Origin of the sequence: Bacillus infantis, from assembly GCF_020171945.1 — a bacterium.
Classification (GTDB): Bacteria; Bacillota; Bacilli; order Bacillales; family Cytobacillaceae; genus Bacillus_AB; species Bacillus_AB infantis_A.
This window is the reverse complement of the sequence record NZ_JAIVAP010000002.1, coordinates 75271-94808: the sequence shown is the minus strand read 5'-3', so window position 1 is coordinate 94808 and position 19538 is coordinate 75271. Positions and strand designations below refer to the sequence as shown.

General features: G+C 47.2%; 18 protein-coding genes. 4 read left to right on the top strand and 14 right to left on the bottom strand.

What is annotated here, in order from left to right; genetic code table 11:
* Nucleotides 1–216: 216 nt before the first annotated feature.
* Complete coding sequence (gene pilM / locus LCM00_RS04595; RefSeq protein WP_224898358.1) at nucleotides 217–2376, top strand: cell division protein FtsA; 2160 nt, start codon at nucleotides 217–219, stop codon at nucleotides 2374–2376.
* A 41-nt stretch (nucleotides 2377–2417) separates the two neighbouring features.
* Here the strand turns inward: pilM and ytxJ are convergent, their stop codons facing one another.
* From ytxJ to LCM00_RS04580, 3 genes are all read right to left on the bottom strand, one after another.
* Nucleotides 2418–2747, bottom strand: coding sequence for a bacillithiol system redox-active protein YtxJ (ytxJ, locus tag LCM00_RS04590; protein ID WP_224898355.1), 330 nt, complete (start codon nucleotides 2745–2747; stop codon nucleotides 2418–2420).
* 66 nt (nucleotides 2748–2813) lie between these two features.
* Nucleotides 2814–3314, bottom strand: a complete 501-nt coding sequence (locus LCM00_RS04585; protein WP_224898353.1) for a YtxH domain-containing protein — start codon at nucleotides 3312–3314, stop codon at nucleotides 2814–2816.
* Nucleotides 3315–3336: 22 nt separating this feature from the next.
* Nucleotides 3337–3852 (bottom strand): DUF948 domain-containing protein, encoded by a 516-nt coding sequence (locus tag LCM00_RS04580; protein WP_022544286.1) that lies wholly within the window; start codon nucleotides 3850–3852, stop codon nucleotides 3337–3339.
* Nucleotides 3853–4278: 426 nt separating this feature from the next.
* Here LCM00_RS04580 and LCM00_RS04575 point away from each other — a divergent pair, with 426 nt between their 5' ends.
* Entirely contained in the window at nucleotides 4279–5394 is a 1116-nt protein-coding gene (locus LCM00_RS04575) for an aminopeptidase (protein WP_224898351.1), read from the top strand.
* 107 nt (nucleotides 5395–5501) lie between these two features.
* Here the strand turns inward: LCM00_RS04575 and murC are convergent, their stop codons facing one another.
* From murC to LCM00_RS04535, 8 genes are all read right to left on the bottom strand, one after another.
* Complete coding sequence (gene murC / locus LCM00_RS04570) at nucleotides 5502–6797, bottom strand: UDP-N-acetylmuramate--L-alanine ligase (protein ID WP_224898349.1); 1296 nt, start codon at nucleotides 6795–6797, stop codon at nucleotides 5502–5504.
* A gap of 236 nt (nucleotides 6798–7033) precedes the next feature.
* Complete coding sequence (locus tag LCM00_RS04565; RefSeq protein ID WP_224898347.1) at nucleotides 7034–7678, bottom strand: hypothetical protein; 645 nt, start codon at nucleotides 7676–7678, stop codon at nucleotides 7034–7036.
* 39 nt (nucleotides 7679–7717) lie between these two features.
* The gene (locus tag LCM00_RS04560; RefSeq protein WP_224898345.1) at nucleotides 7718–8818 is read right to left on the bottom strand and encodes a nicotinate phosphoribosyltransferase; all 1101 of its coding nucleotides are present in this window, start codon (nucleotides 8816–8818) and stop codon (nucleotides 7718–7720) included.
* Nucleotides 8819–8898: 80 nt separating this feature from the next.
* Complete coding sequence (locus LCM00_RS04555; protein ID WP_404802139.1) at nucleotides 8899–12147, bottom strand: DNA translocase FtsK; 3249 nt, start codon at nucleotides 12145–12147, stop codon at nucleotides 8899–8901.
* Between the two features lie 349 nt (nucleotides 12148–12496).
* On the bottom strand, nucleotides 12497–13297 hold the full coding sequence (locus tag LCM00_RS04550; protein ID WP_224898340.1) for a DUF1444 domain-containing protein: 801 nt from the start codon (nucleotides 13295–13297) through the stop codon (nucleotides 12497–12499).
* Nucleotides 13298–13385: 88 nt separating this feature from the next.
* Complete coding sequence (locus tag LCM00_RS04545; protein ID WP_224898338.1) at nucleotides 13386–13703, bottom strand: thioredoxin family protein; 318 nt, start codon at nucleotides 13701–13703, stop codon at nucleotides 13386–13388.
* A complete protein-coding gene (locus LCM00_RS04540; RefSeq protein ID WP_224898337.1) occupies nucleotides 13690–14733 on the bottom strand; it encodes a PTS transporter subunit IIC in 1044 nt (347 codons plus the stop codon). Before LCM00_RS04540 ends, LCM00_RS04545 begins: the two co-directional genes overlap by 14 nt.
* A gap of 334 nt (nucleotides 14734–15067) precedes the next feature.
* Nucleotides 15068–15577 (bottom strand): hypothetical protein, encoded by a 510-nt coding sequence (locus LCM00_RS04535; RefSeq protein WP_224898335.1) that lies wholly within the window; start codon nucleotides 15575–15577, stop codon nucleotides 15068–15070.
* Between the two features lie 160 nt (nucleotides 15578–15737).
* Between LCM00_RS04535 and LCM00_RS04530 the strand changes: the two genes are divergently transcribed.
* Nucleotides 15738–16184 (top strand): YtoQ family protein, encoded by a 447-nt coding sequence (locus tag LCM00_RS04530; RefSeq protein ID WP_094766874.1) that lies wholly within the window; start codon nucleotides 15738–15740, stop codon nucleotides 16182–16184.
* Nucleotides 16185–16349: 165 nt separating this feature from the next.
* Here the strand turns inward: LCM00_RS04530 and LCM00_RS04525 are convergent, their stop codons facing one another.
* The gene (locus LCM00_RS04525) at nucleotides 16350–16874 is read right to left on the bottom strand and encodes a DUF84 family protein (protein ID WP_224898333.1); all 525 of its coding nucleotides are present in this window, start codon (nucleotides 16872–16874) and stop codon (nucleotides 16350–16352) included.
* Between the two features lie 93 nt (nucleotides 16875–16967).
* The gene (locus LCM00_RS04520; RefSeq protein ID WP_224898330.1) at nucleotides 16968–18041 is read right to left on the bottom strand and encodes a M42 family metallopeptidase; all 1074 of its coding nucleotides are present in this window, start codon (nucleotides 18039–18041) and stop codon (nucleotides 16968–16970) included.
* Between the two features lie 213 nt (nucleotides 18042–18254).
* Here LCM00_RS04520 and LCM00_RS04515 point away from each other — a divergent pair, with 213 nt between their 5' ends.
* Entirely contained in the window at nucleotides 18255–18569 is a 315-nt protein-coding gene (locus LCM00_RS04515; RefSeq protein WP_224898328.1) for a PepSY domain-containing protein, read from the top strand.
* Between the two features lie 49 nt (nucleotides 18570–18618).
* Here LCM00_RS04515 and LCM00_RS04510 read toward each other — a convergent pair whose 3' ends face one another.
* Nucleotides 18619–19458: a YtnP family quorum-quenching lactonase gene (locus LCM00_RS04510; RefSeq protein WP_224898326.1), complete on the bottom strand. Its 840-nt coding sequence runs from the start codon at nucleotides 19456–19458 to the stop codon at nucleotides 18619–18621.
* Nucleotides 19459–19538: the final 80 nt, after the last annotated feature.

Here is a 19538-nt window from a genome sequence, read left to right as displayed (position 1 = left end):
GAAGTATTGCGCCTTAAAATTAGTATCCGCAACGGTTCTTCTTTATCGGCCTGTTAAAATATGATACATTTTTTATAATTAGGGATTATTATATATGAATTAACTGCCAATGTCACGTATTTTTTCTTTATTAATTAAACGCTTTTAAGCATTAAAGAAATTTACCTATGCAGATAGGCTTAAGTTTCCTCTATCCTGTAAAAGAAGGTGCATCCTTTGCTTAAAAATAAAATATTTGCCCTTGATATCGGTACCCGTTCAGTGGTCGGAATCATCCTGGAAGAGCAGGACGGGCAGTTCAAAGTAATAGATATCCACACGAAAGAACATAAAGAACGCGCTATGCTTGATGGACAGATCCATGACGTCATCTCTGTATCCAAAATCATCGCTGAGATTAAGGAAGACCTTGAAGCCGCCCATGGCCCCTTAAAAAAGGTCTGCGTCGCAGCTGCCGGAAGGGCCCTCAAAACTAAAAGAGCCCAGGCATCCGTCAATATCACCGGCAAGCCAATAATCCAGAAGGAAGATATCCTCCATCTTGAACTGAGCGCGGTACAGCAGGCACAGGCAGAAGTAGCGGAAGAGCAGAAGTCGGATAAAAGCCACTATTATTATTGTGTCGGATACTCTGTGCTGCATTACAGGCTCGATGGTGAAGAAATTGGCAATCTCATTGACCAGCAGGGAGAAGAAGCTTCAGTCGATATCATTGCAACATTCCTTCCCAGAGTGGTCGTTGAGTCGCTGATTTCTGCCCTCCACCGTGCCGGCCTTGAAATGCAGGCTCTTACACTCGAGCCTATTGCCGCCATAAATGTCCTCATTCCGCCTTCCATGAGGAGGCTGAACGTTGCGCTTGTTGACATCGGAGCGGGTACTTCGGATATTGCCCTGACAGATACCGGAACTGTCATTGCTTATGGTATGGTCCCTGTAGCAGGGGATGAGATTACTGAATCGCTCAGCGATCAGCTTCTTCTCGACTTCCCTTTGGCTGAAGAAGCAAAACGGAGGCTTCTTGATCACAGTACGATCAAAACGACAGATATTCTCGGCTTTGAAACAGACTGGGCAAGTGAAGAGATTATTTCACAAATTGAACCGGCAATCGAAAAGCTTGCAGATTCGATTTGCAACGAAATTCTGCAGCTCAATAATCACAAATCTCCCAAGGCCGTTATGCTTGTAGGGGGCGGGAGCCTTACGCCGCGCCTGCCGCAAATGGTGGCAGCCCGCCTGCATCTCCCTGAGAACCGGGTTGCTATCAGGGGAATCGATGCAGTCGCTTCCCTGGCCTTCGCCGATCATATATTGAAAGGTCCTGATCTTGTTACACCGGTTGGGATAGCGATAGCGGCCTTACAGTCTCCTGTCCAATACAGGACAGTTTATGTAAATGACCTGCCTGTCCGCCTTTTTGAAGTGAAAAAATTGACAGTGGGCGACTGCCTCCTTGCTGCCGGGATTAAAATGAGCAAGCTGTATGGAAAGCCAGGCATGGCCAAAATCATTTCCCTTAATGGCCTCAGCATCACGATACCCGGAGAGCACGGCCATCCGCCTGTTCTGCTGCAAAATGGCTCTGCCTGTTCTCTGGATGACGGGGTCAGGGATGGAGATATGCTGACAGTTGCCAGGGGCGCTGATGGAAGAGCATCTTTTCTTAAAATTAAGGACCTGGTCGATACCATTCCGGATAAACACGTGAAAGTTAACGGGAAGGACTATACCGTCCAAGCAATCATTTCCAAGAACGGTATGGCAGCGTCTCCGGATGATTCTGTGGAGGACCGCGACAAAATTGAATGCAGAAGTGCTGACAGCATTGAATCGGTATTAAAGGCTCTGAGCCTGGAAGACTTATTAAAAAGCATAAAGCCATTCCATCTGAGAATTAACGGAAAAGAAACTTACATCCCTTCCCTTTCCGGAAGGCTTACCCGAAACGGGATTGATGCAAAGCCCGGAAGCAGCTGTGAGGACAGGGACGTAATCGAGGCCGCTGGAAGGAATCAGACAACAGTGGATGAATTGGCTGAAAAGAAACAGCTCTCACTGGAACGGACATTGCCAGTCTTCTTTAATGGAGAGCGCATTACCCTAAAAAGGGAGGCAGTCGAGATTTGGCGGGGAGATATAAAACTTGATGCTGAAAGTATCATCAGAAGCGGGGATTCCATCCTGATCAGGCAACTGCCTGAAGAACCATTCATTTTCCAGGATCTTTTCACATATGTTGAAGTAAAGCCGCCCGCTCATGCAGCCGGCAGCTTTGAATTGATTAGAAATGGAAGGAAATGCTCCTTCCATGAACCGGTAAACGCGGGGGATACCCTCCATATCCACTGGCCTGAACACATTAAGGTTAAATAAATCAGAAAGACCGTCCCTTTACCGGGACGGCCTTTTTGTGTTCAGCTGTTTTCACTTACTGCCTTTGCCAGTGAATCCTCTGTTATTTTCCAATGGGATGCATGCCATACAACGTCTTTGTTTGAGAAAAGGATCGCCTGGGGAGATTCATGCTTGATATGATACTCCTCAGCCACATGATTGGAAACCGGACGGGCACCCTGTACCGTCAGAAAATAAGCAGGAACACTGCTGTTTGCAGATGTGAAGCTTTCATACTCTTCGTACGCCGCCTGGCTGACAGGGCAGGTGGTGCTGTGCTTCAGCAGAAAGACCGGGCTCTTTTCTTCTAATATGCTATTAAATTCTTCAATTGAATGTATTTGTTTCATCCTATTTCCTCCTGAAATAAAGAATGCGGCAGAGTCATTTTAACACTCCACCGCCTGATTTCCTAATTATCGGTATTTCATTTCTGTTTCATCAAAAGCGTTCTTCGTTTCTTCCAGCTTCTGCTGTATGCTTTCCCCATCCTCTTCTGAAAGCATTGCAGCCGAGCCGGAAGGCACTGTTTCGGTGAACGCCTCCTCTTCTTCGCTGGAATCTTCAGATTGGCTGCCGGACTTTCCTGACATGCCCTTCACCTTTTCAACCAGGCCAGAAGACTGCTTGGATACGCTCTGGGTGAGAGTGCTCGTCTTTTCTTTGGCTGCAGAAGCCAGCTCAGAACCTTTTGTCATAGCCGTATCTTTAATATGGCCGGTTTTTTCCTTCAGCACTGCAGCCTGCTCATTTAGATCTGTCCTCAGCTCTTTCCCTGTCTTAGGGGCAAGGAACAATGCTGCCGCAGCACCCACCATCCCGCCGACCAGGGCACCAATGAGAAAATCCTTGGAGTTAATATTGTCTTCCTGCCTTGTTTCATTTGCCTGCGTATTCATTCTTTCATTGTAAGCCATGTGGGATCCTCCTACACTTCCTTTAATATTTTGCTCTTTCTCTTTCCCGGGCTCTCACAGCCGCTCTTTCTACTGCTCTCTCTGCGGGCGGTATATCCTCAATATGGTTTTGGAGCGGAGAAGACTGCTGCTTGCGAATCTTCCACTTATCTTTCAGCTCAAGGAATACATTGCTCCATTGCACCACCTGGGATATTTTATCCTTGTTTTGTTCAACCTGCGTATTGACCGAAGAAGAAATGGACTGAATCGTGCCGTTGAACTTTCTTACAGAATCTCCGACATCCCTCACCGCATTGACAACTCCGTTAAGGCTTTCCGACTTCTGCTGAATGTCGCTTGCAAGGGCATTCGTCTTATGAAGCAGAACAGTGGTCTCACGGGTTACACCGTCCAGCTGCTGTTCAAGTCCATCTAAGGTAGTAGACACACTATCCAAGGTAGTGGCCAGGGATTTCAATGTTCGGGACAGGAAAATGACGAGCACTAAAAAGGCTACCGCTATTAAAGCCACGCTCAAATATAGAATAATTTCCAAAAGAAGCACCTCCATGATTGTTATATATTTATTCTATTACCCGGGGATAAGCACCCTAAACCAGGGCCGTTCTTGTAAGTAATTCCATTATGCGGCTTTAATCTCCTGCTTTTTGCAGCATATTGCTTTTTAATTTTCAGGCTGTGTATAACATTGATTCTGATTCTTTGGCTCATTCAGCCAGATGTTTATCCAGCCGCTGAAAGACGTATGAACCAGAGTTACACATCGATGAGCCCAAAATAAGTACAGAACACTAACAGAGCTTAATTGTAAGAGAGATTATGTACGAAAAACATTATATCCATCAGCAAGGAGCTTATGCAAGTCCCATCAGGCACATAGCCTCCAGCGGAATCATTTAAGCAGAAAAAAACTTTTTCGGGTACAATAATAGCTGTACGAAGAAATGAAGGAGGAATCAGGATGAAAGATCCCCGGATTCAAACATTGGCAAAAAATTTGATTAATTATTCAGTGCGCCTTCAAAAAGGCGAGAAAGTCCTGATCGAGAACTTCGGTCTCCAGCGTGAGCTTGTTACTGCACTTGTTGCAGAAGCATATGCAGCGGGAGGCTATCCATTTGTGCTTCTGAAAGACCAGCAGGTTGACAGGGCGCTTTTGCTTGGGGCTCAGGATGAGCAGTTCAATATGATGGCTGACTTTGAAGCGAACGTTATGGGCAAGATGGATGCTTATATTGGCCTGAGATCCGGAGATAACATCAATGAACATGCCGATGTGCCGGATGACAAAATGAAAATCCACGGCAGTACGATCGGCAAGAAAGTCCACAGGGAAATCCGCGTGCCAAAAACAAAATGGGTTGTACTGAGATATCCTAACTCTTCAATGGCCCAGCTTGCGAAAATGAGCACAGAAGCGTTCGAGGATTTCTATTTTGATGTCTGCAATCTGGATTACGGCAAGATGGACAAAGCGATGGACAGCCTTGTAGGGCTTATGGACAAAACAGACAAAGTAAGGCTGACCGGCCCTGGGACAGACTTGACTTTCTCTATTAAGGATATTCCGGCCATTAAATGCTCTGGACAGATGAATATCCCTGACGGCGAAGTCTATACGGCTCCTGTGAAGGATTCTGTTAACGGCGTTATTACATATAATACCCCATCGCCTTATCACGGATTTACTTTTGAAAATGTCAAACTCACCTTTAAGGATGGAAAAATTGTTGAGGCGACAGCAAATGATACAGACAGGATCAACAAGATCTTTGATACAGATGAAGGCGCCCGCTATATCGGTGAATTTGCCATCGGCGTGAACCCTTATATCCTCCATCCGATGCAGGACATTCTGTTTGATGAGAAAATCGATGGAAGCTTCCACTTTACGCCAGGGCAATGCTATGATGAAGCCTATAACGGCAATTCATCCAATATTCACTGGGATATGGTCAACATCCAGCGCCCGGACTATGGCGGAGGGGAAATCTACTTTGACGATGTTCTGATCCGCAAGGACGGAAGATTCGTAATCCCGGAACTCGAAGCACTGAATCCCGAGAACCTTAAATAGAGTAAACAAAAAGGATGCAGCATAATCTGCATCCTTTTTCTATGTAGCCAGCCGGACGGATCCGGAGAGCGCCGGGAGACAGCCTGCCCAGCGCTCCTGCACGGAACTTATAAAGTGCCCTCGTATGCTTCCTGGAATTTCTGGATGTCTCCCGCTCCCATAAAGAGGATGACACTGTTTTCGTGCTGCTTCAGCGCACTTGTATCTTCTTCTTTTATGATCTCTGAGCTTGGGATCCTGTCCTGAAGATCTGTGATGGTCAGCTTTCCATGGTTTTCCCTTGCTGAGCCAAAAATATCGCAAAGATAAACTTTATCAGCTTTATTAAGGCTTTCGGCAAAGTCATCCAGGAATGTCTGTGTCCTGGTAAAGGTATGTGGCTGGAATACAGCCACTATTTCTTTTTCCGGATATTTCTGCCTGGCTGCCTCGACCGTCGCCCGTATCTCCGTGGGGTGATGGGCGTAGTCATCAATGATAACCTGGCCAGCCACTTTCTTCTCCGAAAATCTTCTTTTCACTCCCTCAAATGACTGCAGGAGATCTTTGACGATTTCCGAACCAATTTCCTCATAATGGCAAAGTGCGATAACGGCCAATGAATTCAGTACATTATGGTCGCCGAACTGAGGGATTGAGAAAGTATCATAAAAAGTGTTGCGCACAAAAACATCAAAGGTTGTTCCTTCCGTGCTTTTGACGACATTGCGCGCCTGGAAGTCATTCTCCTCGCCAAAGCCGTAGAACAGGACAGGAACCTTTGCCTGGATCTTTTGCAGCTGCTCATCATCGCCGCATGCAAAAATACCCTTATTCACCTGCCATGACATCTCCTGGAAAGCAGAGAACACATCATCAATATTGGCGAAATAATCAGGGTGGTCAAAATCTATATTCGTCATGATTGCATAATCAGGGAAATATGAAAGAAAATGCCTTCTATATTCGCAGGCTTCAAAAACGAAATATTCAGCATCGGCATCCCCTCTGCCCGTTCCGTCCCCAATAAGGAAAGAAGTCGGTTTTGCTCCCTTCATTACATGGGCAAGCAGCCCTGTAGTGGAGGTCTTTCCATGCGCCCCAGTAACAGCTACACTGGTAAACTTCTTCATAAAGTCCCCAAGGAAGCGGTGGTAGCGGACGATCGGAAGGCCAAGCTTCATGGCTTCCTGGATTTCTTCATGCGTATCCGGGTACGCATTGCCTGCTATAACGGTCATTCCAGGCTGTATGTTTTCCTTTTGGAAAGGAAGGATCTTTATTCCTGACTGTTCAAGCGAAATCTGTGTAAAAAAACGCTTTTCTACATCAGATCCCTGAACATGATAATTCATATCATGAAGGACTTGAGCCAAGGCGCTCATTCCAGACCCTTTTATACCTACAAAATGGTAAATAGTCATATAAAGAACCTCCAACTGTCGTCTATCTGTAACACAGTATATGATATCTGACTATATTGTGCTCATATCTTCATTACGGACAAACGTTTCCTGCATAAGCAGATTAAAGTATTATATCATCTTTCAAGCACAAACACTATGTAGCACTTGGCCCAGCCAGCCGCAAGAAGCGGTTAGCATGGGCTTAAGCCCGCATCATATGGATAAAATTAGCAGTTATATCTGCAGGGAAGGGCTCAAACAGCCCCATCCCTGAACAGTAAAGCAAGAGCAGACTTTTTTAAAAATGACCTCCAGGTCATGCCTTCCCCAGAAGCCATCAATTCTTTGTACTGCTCAACAACGGCGTCTGCATTGTTCATTGGAAAAGCCGGACCAAAACAAAAGTTCCCGGTGAAAACCGGTATGCACCTGATCCAATAGGAGCGCCTCTCCTCAAGGCTGATGCTGTCTGCAGCCTTCAGCTGAAGCTTTTCCCCTGTCAGGATGTCAAAGGCAGCAAACTTTTCTCCTTCTGCCCTTTCAATTTTCACAGGCTGGAGGACAGAGCTGAGGAAAAGGGCTCCCTGAATGAGATCCGCCTCTGCCAATTGGCCGGAATTCCGGCGGAGGAAAAGGTTAAACATCGTGGAGCCTCTGATGCTTATATAATCGAATAAAAACCAGTCCTCAAACACATCTTCCTGTTCCCTGCTGAAAGGGATTCCGCCCGGGAGGCCCGCTGTTTCCCGGAAAATATGGCGGGCACGGACCTTTTCCCTGATGTTGGCATTCACTGCAGAATCCCTCTGTGCTTTCCTGTAAAGGGCCAAAGCATTCTCTTCGCCTTTTGCCTGTTTCTGTTTGCGGTAGGCTTCCAAGTCTTCTATTGAATTCTCCATATCCGGCTCCTCCTCCCATTCCACAGGGCCGAAAATGAATTAAAGCTCTACTTTTTCCAGCCGCGGATTCGGCCTGTAGCGCCTGCCTGCTTTTGCCGCATGCTTGCCATTGATCAGCACATTGTCTCCTGTAAAGCCGATATTGATTTTCAGCAGGCTGTTGCCGATGCCGTATGTATCGACAGGCACACCGTTTTCTTCAAAATCCTGAATCCTTGTTTCATTAAAGCCGCCGCTGACAACAATTTTAACATGATTGAATCCTTCGTCATCCAGTGCTTTCCGCAATGCAAAAATCAGCTCTGCATTAACTCCCCTCGGATCAAAGGTTCCAAGAAGATGCTGATTCCTCAGGAAGTATTGGTCGATCATCGTCCTGGAGGTATCAACACGGACACCCTTCAGCTCATCGCCGAATTCTCTCGCAACCTTCAGGGAATCTGTTATGGCATCATTATTATAATCAACAAGCGCAATCAGGGCATCCTCAGGGTATGTCTCCTGATATGCTTTGGTTGCTGCCACCAGATCCCCGTCAAACATCTGGATAAGGGCATGCGGCATTGTCCCCATCCCCTGCTTGCCCCACCATTCGTTCATGGCATGGGTAGCCTGGGCAGTCGCTCCGCCTATATGGGCGGCATAGCCGTCTCCGGCCTGGGTGATATAATGGTCATCCCGGTCACCCATGAAAATGACCTGCTTTTGCCTGCCTGACGTTCCTGCCGCCTTGACCGTGTTATACACATTAGTGGCAACAGAAGTCCTCCTCGCCAGGATGCCGTCAATGATCCCCTCAAGATAGCCGAAGCTCTGATAGGGACCGGTAATCGTCATGACCGTTTCGAATGGGCTGATTTTATCTCCGTCTTTTAAAGAAAAGATATCCAGCTCCTCCAGATTTTCGGCAAAAGTATGGATCAGTGCAATCACTTCATCGGTGCCGCAAAGGACAGCATGGCTTTTCTGGAAAAATTGCATTGTCACGATATTGTCTTTGTGATATTTCCTGACAATCTCCCGTGTCTTTAAGAAATAGACAGCTGAAAACCAGCCGTCTTTCACTCTTTCATCAAATTTAAATGTCTTATTTGTAAGCCGCTTGATCTTTCCTTGAATCTTTAGCTCAATTTCTTTCATCCTAAAGCTCCTCATACCAAATCAGTTATAACTACCGTTATTTTTAGTATTCTTTACATGCATGTAAAGAATACCACGTATTATAGCATTGTACTAGTGTCTTGCATGGCTTCAAGGTCTGTTTCCGTGATCAGCACATCACGCGGCTTGCTTCCTTTTGCCTCAGAAATATAGCCGCAGTCCTCCATCATGCCAATCAGCCTTGCAGCACGGTTATAGCCGATCTTAAAGCGCCTCTGGACACTTGAGGTCGATGCGCTGCCCTGATCGACAACGTACTCGCACGCCTCATAGAAAAGCTCATCTTCCTCCTCGGTTGCCTGTGCTTTTTTCAGGAGCTCCTCCTGTTCAAATAAATAATCCGGCTTGCGCTGGCTCCTTGCATGGGCTACGACTTCATCAATCTCTGCATCGGACACATAAGTTCCCTGAAGTCTGACCGGCTTGGATGAGCCATTTTCCAGGAAGAGCATATCTCCCCTGCCCAGGAGCTTTTCAGCACCGCTGATGTCAATGATGGTTCGTGAATCCACCTGGGAGGATACTGAAAACGCCACCCTTGTCGGAACATTGGCTTTAATCAGGCCGGTAATGACATCAACAGACGGCCTTTGTGTGGCGATAATCAAATGAATGCCGCATGCCCTCGCCTTTTGGGCAATCCGGCAGATTGCTTCCTCAACATCTGCCGGGGACATCATCATCAGGTCAGCAAGCTCATCAATGACGATAACAATGAACGGAAGCTTGTCAGAATAGCGCTTATGCTGTTCAGCCAGCTGATTGAAACGGTTAATATCCCTGACACCCGCATGGGCAAACAGCTCATATCGGCGCTCCATCTCTTCCACCGCCCATTTCAGAGATGCAGTGGCGGCCTTCACATCTGTAATGACCGGGCTGACAAGATGGGGTATCTGGTTGTATGGAGCAAGCTCGACCATTTTCGGATCGATCAGCAGCAGCTTCAGCTCATCCGGCGATGCCTTATAAAGAAGGCTGACAAGAATTGAGTTAATGCATACGCTTTTTCCGGATCCTGTTGCACCGGCAATCAGTCCATGGGGCATCTTTCGCAGATCAGTGACGATCGGGCTTCCCGAGATGTCCAGCCCAAGGACTGCCGTCAAAGGCGATTCGCCGTCCCTGAACACAGGAGTATTGATGATTTCACTGATCAATACCGGTCTGCTCTTCTGGTTCGGAACCTCAATTCCGATTGTATGCTTGCCCGGGATCGGCGCTTCCATCCTGATATCCCTGGCAGCCAGGCTGAGCTTGATATCATCAGTCAGGTTCGTGATTTTATTTACTTTCACGCCGGGCTCAGGCTGAACCTCGAATCGGGTAACCGAAGGCCCCTGGGTCACATTAACAACCTTTGCCCTGACATTGAAATTCTTCAGTGTCAGATTAAGGAATTCCTCCTGCTCCAGCAGCCACTCCTCATTGTTCTCAGGGATGACTGGGGGGGCAAGCAGACTTTTTGCCGGGAATTCATATGCCTTGTATTTCGGCTCTCCTGTGTGTTCTATAAGGGCAGGTTCTGCCGCTATCGCAGTTTCATTAGGCTGTGGAGCATATTTATAATCAGAAGCTCGGACATTGTCCTCCTGGCAACCCTGTGCATTTGTATTTGCAGGTGCTTCATTCCCGATTGCTTCACCTGAGACCGGCGCTGCTTCTTCTGTATTTTCCCGGGTCACAGGCATTTGCTTCACACCGGCAGTTTGTTCTTTTTTCTTCTGCTCTGCAATCCTTCTGTCCTGCTTCAGCATAATCACATTGAATGGCAGGGGCGATCTTGGCTTTGGCTTCGGCTCTTCTTCAGCCCGGGCGGGTACGTCCCCCCTGGTTTCCCCGGCGCTTCCCTCTTCAGTTTCCGGTACCGCCTCATCCAGCAGCAGGGCTGATGCTGCTTCATGCAGGCCAGTTTCATGTTCACCTTTCACAGATCCTGCTTGAAGCTCAGCATTTTTTTCATCATGGTCCTGGGGTAGTTCTGCCCCTTCTGCTGACAGCTCTTTAAGATTTTCTGTTCCCTCATCAATTTCAGCCTCATCCAGAGATTCCTCAGGATCGTCCGCAGATTCCGGCACTGCTGCCAAATTAAGCGGAGCCGGCTCTGTTCCGGCCGGGTTATATGGGATATCCATGTGAAATTCTTCAGATTCCGTTCTATTTAGCTCAGCGTCTTCGAGCAGGGTTGTATCCCTTCTGTTAACCGCCGGCAGTCCACCGGCATTTTCATCCGGCGCTTCATCCGCCTCAAAATCCAAATTGGAAGACGGGGCAGTATTATATCCGGCCGCTGGAGTGCTGCTGTCCATAACCTCGGTGTTACTGCTGGCAATCCCTGTGTCAACGCCAGCCAGCGGCGGGGTTTCGAAGCTGCTGTCAGCTTCAATCCTGTCTGCTGTCACAACTGCGTAAGAATCCCCGCTTTCAGGCATCACATTCTCCTGCCCTGCTTTCGTTGTCACGATATGTTCATCTTCCTGCACTTCTGCAGAAAAAGCTTTCTCAGCAGCTGGATTGGAAAGACCGCCCATATATATGTCCTTATCGATTATCATATCAGGGCTCTCTTCCGCCCTGCCTGGCACCGCAGATGCTTCTTCGTATCCTACCCGTAAATCAGGGCTGATGGTTCCCTTCAGGTCAAAGATGCCTTCCGGCTGTTCTTCAGGCACTGGCTCCACCGTATTATCCACAATTTTGCTTTCTTCTTCCCGGCTGCCATCAAGGACCGTTTTCTTCAGGAAATCAATATCATCGAAAAATGGCGCGTTTTTCTCCTGACCGAAGCTATTCATCTCATAGACTACCGATTCTTCCTTTTTCTTTGGGCGTTCGAACCCGAATATCGGGGAAGGAATTTCCGTTGGCCTGAAGGGGCGACGGTGGCGGTTGTCTATCGGCGCATCGCTTTTGCTTTTTTTGGATGGCTCCGAATAAGGTTCCTGCTGCTCCGGCTGACGTTTATTTCTTTTTCCTTGGTTAGGATTATCATTCAGCGGGCCTGCCTTTCTCCGCTCATGATTCCGGTTTCCTGCCGCCGGTCGCTCCCTTTGCCTTCTCTGCGGATCTTGTCCAGGACTTTCCGGCTTTTCTCCGGATCTCCTTTCCTTTCCCGGGGAGCCTTCATCAGGGATAAGCGGAAATCTGAACTGACCCTTAGGATACTGGTAGAGGATCCTGGCCTCTATCTCACGGCCATCTCTGTCTTTTTTCGGTTTTGCCGGTTCTATGTACGGCTGATCTTCTTCCATTTCTTTATACTCGTCTTCATTATTAAACACACGGAATAGTTTTTTTATCCAACTCAATATCAATCACTCTTTCTTAAAGGCTGTTTAGGCAAAGCTGTCGGTGTATTTAGATGCTCAATTTTCTGGCACAAAGGCAGAATAACCCTTAAGCTGCAGAAAAAGAGCAGCTTATTCTTCCTACCCTTTTATTTTATCAGCTATTCATAAAAATTCGAGTTAAAAAGAGAGAATGAGCCTTTTTATAGGCTTTATGGGTAAAATTGCCACAGTTTGCCCCCTCATGCTTATACTTTTGGCATAACCAGTTTAACATCGGGTTTACAACTATTACAGGCAGTGTAACCTGCAGGCTTCTCCCTGTTAATCAGATATAAAAAAAGGACCACATTCTGTGATCCTTCCCCAGTCACTTTTTCTTATTTTTGCCGAGAATGAAAATCGGTTCAAGCTCCCCGTTTTCATAAAGAAATGATAATGCCGTAATCGGCACCCTGCCGCTTGCAAAGAAGCTCATATTCATTTGGGCGAGGACATCATAGCCCGTATTATTCCGCACATCCGCTATGATCAGGACGTCCTGATGGGGAACGGCAAGTGCCATTTCACCGGTTATCTGCTGCTCCATCGTCTTCAGAAAAGCTTCATTGAGAATGCGGCTCGCATCATAGCCGTCATTTGCATTCAGAAAATAAAAGATATTGCCGGCCACTTCGTCCTTTTTAACCCCTGTTGACAGGGACCTGACATTAAACAAGGCAATCTCCCTGATCCTTTCAGCTGTCCAGCCCTCTTTTTCCATGAGCGCTGAATCAATGAGCCTGTAGGTTTTGCCCTGGTCAAGGGCATAATAGATCCTTGTTTCTGCTGTATGTTCGTCAAACAGAAACTGAATTCCTTCTTCAGATTCCTGCGGAAAAGACGTTGACCTGATGACAGGGAAGATATTTTTTTCATGGCCTTCAAGCCCGGATTCTCCCGACATAGCCCTGAGGCCTTCTTCCACATAATAGGCCACCTCTTCAATCGCCTTGTCCTTCTGCTCCTGCCATTTAGCAATGATGCCAGGCAGTGAAATGGTGATCCCTTTGCCTGTTTCTTTATTTTCGATCCGAAGGGTATCTTTTTGTTTATCAAATAAGAAAGACCGATTCTCAGCATCCAGCCTCTTGGTTAATTCATTCTTCATTTTCCTGCTGTCCATTTTCATCCTTTTCCCTCCTTAACGGGAAATTTCTGCAGTTTCCATTGTACAATAGAAAGCCCTCCATCTCAAAGAAGACGGAGGGCGAAAGATATCAGCGGCTGAGACCGGCGATGAAATTCTCGATTTCTTCCTGTGTTTTCCTATCCTTGCTGACAAAGCGGCCTGTTTCCTCTCCATCCCTGAAGGCAATGAAGCTCGGGATGCCGAAGATATCAAGCTGCCCGCATAAATCAATATATTCATCCCGGTCTACATATACAAAGGTATAATCGCTGAACTTCTCTTCTACCTCTGGAAGGATTGGTTCGATGATGCGGCAGTCAGGACACCAGTCTGCTGAAAACATAAAAATATGCTGCCCCTCATTTTTCATTTGCTCAAATTGTTCCATTGATTCAAGCTTTTTCATTTCTTGCTCCTCCTGTCTGGATCAGCATATCATCATGTTTGATCCAGCCTTTTTTTCTCATATACTCAGATAATAACAAGCTTATTGCGGCTGGTCCAACAAAATGCAACATGACTATTTTCAGGAGGACAGCGGAGCTGAATCCCATTGCGGTCACTGTCATGATCTGCCCGACAAGGCCTGCCGTCCCCATTCCCGCACCTGCCGCATTGTTCTCGAGTACAAATAAAGTGGTACCGAGCGGTGCAAGAACTGCACCCGCAATGGTCGGGGGAAGAAGGATCATCGGGTTCCTTATGATATTGGGCACCTGCAGCATTGAAGTTCCAAGCCCCTGGGCAATGAGGCCGCCTACCTTATTTTCCCTGTAGCTGCTGACTGCAAAACCGACCATTTGGGCTGCACATCCGATTGTTGCCGCCCCTGCTGCAAGCCCGTGCAGATCAAGCATCAGCGCAATGGCTGCACTAGAGATAGGCGCTGTAAGGGCGAGGCCCATCAGCACTGCTACAATGATTCCCATCAATATCGGCCTTTGCTCCGTCCCCCACATGATCATGCTTCCAAGACCCTTTAACAGGAAGCTTATTCCTGGTCCGATCAGCGCTGCTGTTCCATACCCAGCCAGTATGGTAACAAAAGGCGTAACAATAATATCAATTTTCGTCTCCTTGCTGACAAGCTTCCCAATCTCCACAGATATCAAGGCAGCGGCAAAGCTTCCTGCAGGTCCGCCCAGCGCGGCCCCTGCTGCCCCGCTTGCAATCGCAGCGAACAGTACCAGGGGCGGTGCATTTAGGCCATAAGCTACAGCAACGCCGATTGCCGGCCCCATGAGCCCCATCGCGAGTGTCCCCATCTCTATGAAGAAACTCCCGCCATATCCTGCCGGCAGCTGTTCTCCCACTGTCTTGATGATCAGTCCTATAATCAGTGAAGAAAACAAGCCTAATGCCATGCTGCTCAATGCATCTATAAAGTAAACCCTTGCAGACAGGCTGACCCCTTTTCTCTTCAAAAATTCTCTCATGTAAAATCCCCCGTTCATTCTTCATTGTCATGTGTCAAGACAGATGTTACAACCTATATTGTAAGCATGCCTGGGGTAAAAAGGAAGGAAAAAATACCGGATCCCTCCTAGTATGAGCTCATCATGCTCCGTGAAATCTGCTTTTCCCTGTTTTTTTGGTTGGATGCTGCTGCTGATCTTGGGGCAGTGTTAGCCAAGTATGCTGAAATAAACCCAAGATCAGTATGGAATACTAACCTGACATTTAATTAAAAAGCGCAAAAAAATAGCAAAGGGCTCGCCCTTTGCTTGTTGTTATGGAATTTATAAATTGTGGAGCTTGCGCTTTTGTTCCTTATTTTATCTGGACAGAGTTGACGATATCAATCATCATCGAAGCATCTGCTTTCAGGCTGGATGTCTTTGTTTCCGCTGTAATCTTGACCCCATCAGCTCCGACAATCAATTCGCTTCTGTCATCATCCAGCTTTTTAATAAGAATAAACCCGAATCTTCCATCATATTGGAAGGTTTCATCCACCTCATAGCTTTCGTTCTGAAGTTTAGCAGACTCATAAACCACCTTGCTGCCTTTGCCCTCATTCTGGTTATAAAACAGGATATATGTTTTGCTTCCATTTTTTAAGATAAGATTGTTTGGGCTTTCTTCTTCAACCTCGACGCCAAAAGGCAAATAATAGTCTATCTCTTCATTTTTATTATTTGCATCCTTGGGCTTTTGGGTGAAAGCTGTCTCAGCTGCCCTCTTCGCTGCCTTCTGCTCCTCTTGGAAGGATGCAGAGCAGGCGCTCAGGAACAGAATGGAGCACATCATAAGCAAGGCGGTGATGCTGATTTTTTTCATACTATTTTCCTCCCTGCTGGAAAAAATATCGTCCGTTTCTATCATAACCATCTTTTTAATTATCTGACAACCCCCTTTGCCGGTTTTTCAAGTCTGTGGACGGTTTGTTATTAACAGAAGTGGTAAAATGTAAGATATCTACCAAAGAGGAGGAAATATGATGGAATTGACAGTTTATCTGGCAGGCGAGATTCATACTGACTGGAGGGGAGAGCTGAAGGAAAAAGCAAAAGCCCTTCAGCTTCCGGTCCATTTTGTCGGACCAATGGAGAACCATGAGCGCTCTGATAAGATCGGAGAAGAAATACTTGGGGAGCAGCCGGGCCCTGTTTATCTTGACCAGGCTTCTTCAAGCATCAACAATCTGCGGACCCAGCTGCTGATGGAAAAATCCGACCTGGTCATCGCCCTGTTCGGTGAGCAGTATAAGCAATGGAACACAAGCATGGATGCCAGCACTGCCGCCGCACTGAAAAAGCCGCTGATCCTGATCAGGCCTGAAAAACTGCATCACCCGCTTAAAGAGCTTTCACAAAAAGCAAACGCTACTGTTGAAACCGTGAACCAGGCAATCAAGATTCTTTCATATGTCTTTGAAGAAAACTGAAATGCGGAGGCGGCTTGCCCAGAGCCGACAAGCATAAGACGAGCAGGATGAAAGGTTGTTCTTTAACCTTTTAGCCTGATTGGCTTATGACTGGAGGCTCTAGCCGCTGGAGCTGGACAATTGAAATGCGGAGGCGGCTTGCTTAAAACAAAGCAAGGGAGAGGTTCACAGCCTCTCCCTTTTCCTGTTCCTGTACTCAAACTGCCCGGCGAGCAGCCTGACAACATGTGCAAACATTTCTGCCCTGTCGACCCTGCCATTTGTAAAAATACCGATGGCGCCTTCTTTTTTCCGGATGTTTTCTTTTTGGGCATATTCATCCATGACAGGCCCAAGCTCACGGCCTGCGAGCAGCTCTTCGGCAATCTCCTGCGGAAGGGGGATCCTGGCCCCGCCGGCGACGATTGTTTCTTTGCCTTTTTGGGCAAGCGCCCCCCAATTGCAGAGAAACAAACCTGCTGCTGTGTTCTGGACCCCGCCTTCGAGGCCGATCCCTATATCCCCGCTTCCTTCTTTCAGTGCCAGTTCCGCTCTTTGTACAGCCCCTTTGATCGTTTCCTCATCTGTAAAAGGCTGGTCGCTCACACCGGAAGGTACATCAACAGGAATGACTTTAAAGCCGCTTTCATTGAAAATAGCTTCCACCGCACCTATTTTCGCCGGGTTTTTAGAACCTATTATAATCTTCATAGAGCTGTTCTCCTTTTTCATTGCTTCTTTCTATATTGCCTGAATGGCACATTGAAAAGAGGCAGCACTGCTGCTGCCTCCGGGCTGTTGTTTTTACGCGTTTTCGCGGATGGATGCGACAGTGGTTTTGTCGCAGGATTTAACAAGCTTGACCAGAAGCTCCTTCGCTGCCGCATAATCATCCACATGGATAATGGAAGCGTGGGTATGGATATAACGGGAGCAAATGCCGACTACCGCACTTGGGACTCCTTCATTTGAAGTGTGGACACGCCCTGCATCTGTTCCGCCCTGGGAAACAAAATACTGGTAAGGCACATTATTCTTCTCAGCTGTATCCAGTACAAATTCCCTCATGCCGCGGTGCGTAACCATGGAGCGGTCCAAAATGCGGAGCAGCGCGCCCTTCCCAAGCTGGCCGAATTCCCTTTTATCGCCTGTCATATCATTTGCTGGGCTTGCATCCAGTGCAAAGAAAATATCAGGCTTGATCATATTGGCGGCTGTCTGCGCACCTCTTAGTCCGACTTCTTCCTGGACTGTCGCACCGGAATAAAGGATATTCGGCAGTTTTTCGTCTTTTATTTCTTCCAGAAGCTCAACCGCGAGACCGCATCCATAACGGTTATCCCAGGCCTTTGCCATGATTTTCTTTTCATTTGCCATTGGCGTGAACGGACAAATCGGCAGGATCTGCTGGCCTGGCTTAATGCCGATCCTTTCTGCATCTGCACGGTCATCTGCACCGATATCAATCAGCATATTTTTAATATCCATCGGCTTGCTGCGCTTGGCTTCATCCAGCAGGTGTGGAGGGATGGATCCAATTACGCCTGTGACTGGCCCATTATTGGTCATGATCTGCACCCTCTGGGCAAGAAGAACCTGGCTCCACCAGCCGCCAAGGGTCTGGAAGCGGATCATACCGTTATCGGTAATGGAGGTGACCATGAAGCCAACTTCATCCATATGGCCTGCTACCATCACAGTCGGCCCTTCCTCATCTCCCCTTTTTACTCCAAATACTCCCCCAAGCTTGTCCTGGACCACTTCATCTGCATACTGGCCAAGCTGCTCACGCATAAACTTGCGGACCAAATGTTCATTTCCCGGCGCTCCCGGCAATTCTGTCAGTGTTTTAAAAAGCTGCAATGTTTTATTGTTCATTGTACCTGCTCCTTTTATGGGTTTTATCTCTTTCTTATTATGTATACATTTATTTTACAGAACTTTCATACCTCTTACCACCTTTTCCTCTTACCGTGCCCCGGGAAGCGCTCCCATGTTCATCACTTTAAGTGAATCACTTTAATATATCCGGTTACATTTGGTAGAATGGAGTAAGAACAACAATGCAGGAAAAAGACGGAGGGGCAGACTATGAACTGGAAATCATTTTTGCTTGGTGTTGGAGTCGGAGTAGCAGGCGGCTTGGCTGCAAAGGAATTATTGGCAGATAGAACAGTGGTATCTCCAGAAAAAGCGCTTGACCAGGCTAAAGCCGCTTTCAAGAAAAATGGCCCGATCAGCGGATCATGGATACATATGCAGCCTGAGCCTTATGAAAAGCACGGTCTTAGCTATAATGTCTATAAAGGCGGCATCTCAAGGACTGCTGACGGAGCGGTATCACAATACGAATTTGTCGCAGACAGCCGCACCGGAACGATATTGGATGCCTACCCGCTGTCTTAGAGAATTAAAAGGCCGGATTCTTTTGCTCCGGCCTTTTACATGCTTTTTTTTATCTGGTTCGTTTCAGCTCTTCCTTCAGCTGTTTATCTCCGCCCCATTTTATCGCCCGGTAATAGGCATCATGATAAAACGTGAACCATGCATCCTTGCTGATTCCGTACTCAAGCCACTTCTGCTTTGCAGCGATTGAGTCCATCGGATAATCGTCAAAAGCAAGCACCCACAGAACATTCTGGTGGGCATGAGTCGGCATGATGTCAGCCATATGAACGATTGTTTCCCCTTCTTCCTCGATGAGAATAATGGAATGCCCATCACTGTGACCGCCTGTGTGGACCATTCTCACTGGGCCGAAGCTCCATTCATCTTTAAATGTGACTACCTGGCCCTCTATCCCGCTCCAGTTCTCTTTCCAGTATGTATTCCTGGACCGGATGTTCGGATTGCGCATCTCTTCCCATTCGGTTTCCGATACAATGATCCTGGCATTTGGGAATACAGATACAAATTCTTCCCCTTCAAGCCTGGTAAGGCCGCATGCATGGTCAAAATGCAGATGGGTCATCAGTACATAATCGATATCCTCCGGGCCAAGGTTAAGCTCCCCGAGGGATTTTTCAAGGCTGGATTCTTCTGTCACTCCGTAGTTCCGCTTTTGCTTTTCGTTAAGCTTGCCGGAACCGATGCCTGTTTCTATGAGCATCTTTTTCCCGTTAGCTTCCACAAGGATTGGATCTGTCCTTAGCTCGATCTGGTTTTTTTCATTGCAGGGATATTTCTTTTCCCACAGTGCCTTTGGCACAACGCCGAACATGGCGCCGCCATCCAGATGTGTGACCCCGCCGTTGAGCCACGTGAGCTTGACTGTTTTTAATTTTAAGGTTTCCATTTGCGCACTCCCTTTTCAGCAGATTGTATGTATACTTGTTAGTTTATCATTAAGAGGGGAGTTGGTGGAATATTTGCTCA

Coding starts and splice junctions, on each gene's coding strand:
- LCM00_RS04550 (WP_224898340.1), bottom strand. CDS start 13,297: ATGAAAATGGACAGCAGGAAAATGAAGAATGAATTAACCAAGAGGCTG.
- murC (WP_224898349.1), bottom strand. CDS start 6,797: ATGACTATTTACCATTTTGTAGGTATAAAAGGGTCTGGAATGAGCGCC.
- LCM00_RS04585 (WP_224898353.1), bottom strand. CDS start 3,314: ATGGCTTACAATGAAAGAATGAATACGCAGGCAAATGAAACAAGGCAG.
- LCM00_RS04525 (WP_224898333.1), bottom strand. CDS start 16,874: ATGAAGATTATAATAGGTTCTAAAAACCCGGCGAAAATAGGTGCGGTG.
- LCM00_RS04540 (WP_224898337.1), bottom strand. CDS start 14,733: ATGAGAGAATTTTTGAAGAGAAAAGGGGTCAGCCTGTCTGCAAGGGTT.
- ytxJ (WP_224898355.1), bottom strand. CDS start 2,747: ATGAAACAAATACATTCAATTGAAGAATTTAATAGCATATTAGAAGAA.
- LCM00_RS04560 (WP_224898345.1), bottom strand. CDS start 8,818: ATGAAAGAAATTGAGCTAAAGATTCAAGGAAAGATCAAGCGGCTTACA.
- LCM00_RS04535 (WP_224898335.1), bottom strand. CDS start 15,577: ATGAAAAAAATCAGCATCACCGCCTTGCTTATGATGTGCTCCATTCTG.
- LCM00_RS04575 (WP_224898351.1), top strand. CDS start 4,279: ATGAAAGATCCCCGGATTCAAACATTGGCAAAAAATTTGATTAATTAT.
- LCM00_RS04530 (WP_094766874.1), top strand. CDS start 15,738: ATGGAATTGACAGTTTATCTGGCAGGCGAGATTCATACTGACTGGAGG.
- LCM00_RS04510 (WP_224898326.1), bottom strand. CDS start 19,458: ATGGAAACCTTAAAATTAAAAACAGTCAAGCTCACGTGGCTCAACGGC.
- LCM00_RS04520 (WP_224898330.1), bottom strand. CDS start 18,041: ATGAACAATAAAACATTGCAGCTTTTTAAAACACTGACAGAATTGCCG.
- LCM00_RS04515 (WP_224898328.1), top strand. CDS start 18,255: ATGAACTGGAAATCATTTTTGCTTGGTGTTGGAGTCGGAGTAGCAGGC.
- LCM00_RS04545 (WP_224898338.1), bottom strand. CDS start 13,703: ATGAAAAAGCTTGAATCAATGGAACAATTTGAGCAAATGAAAAATGAG.
- LCM00_RS04565 (WP_224898347.1), bottom strand. CDS start 7,678: ATGGAGAATTCAATAGAAGACTTGGAAGCCTACCGCAAACAGAAACAG.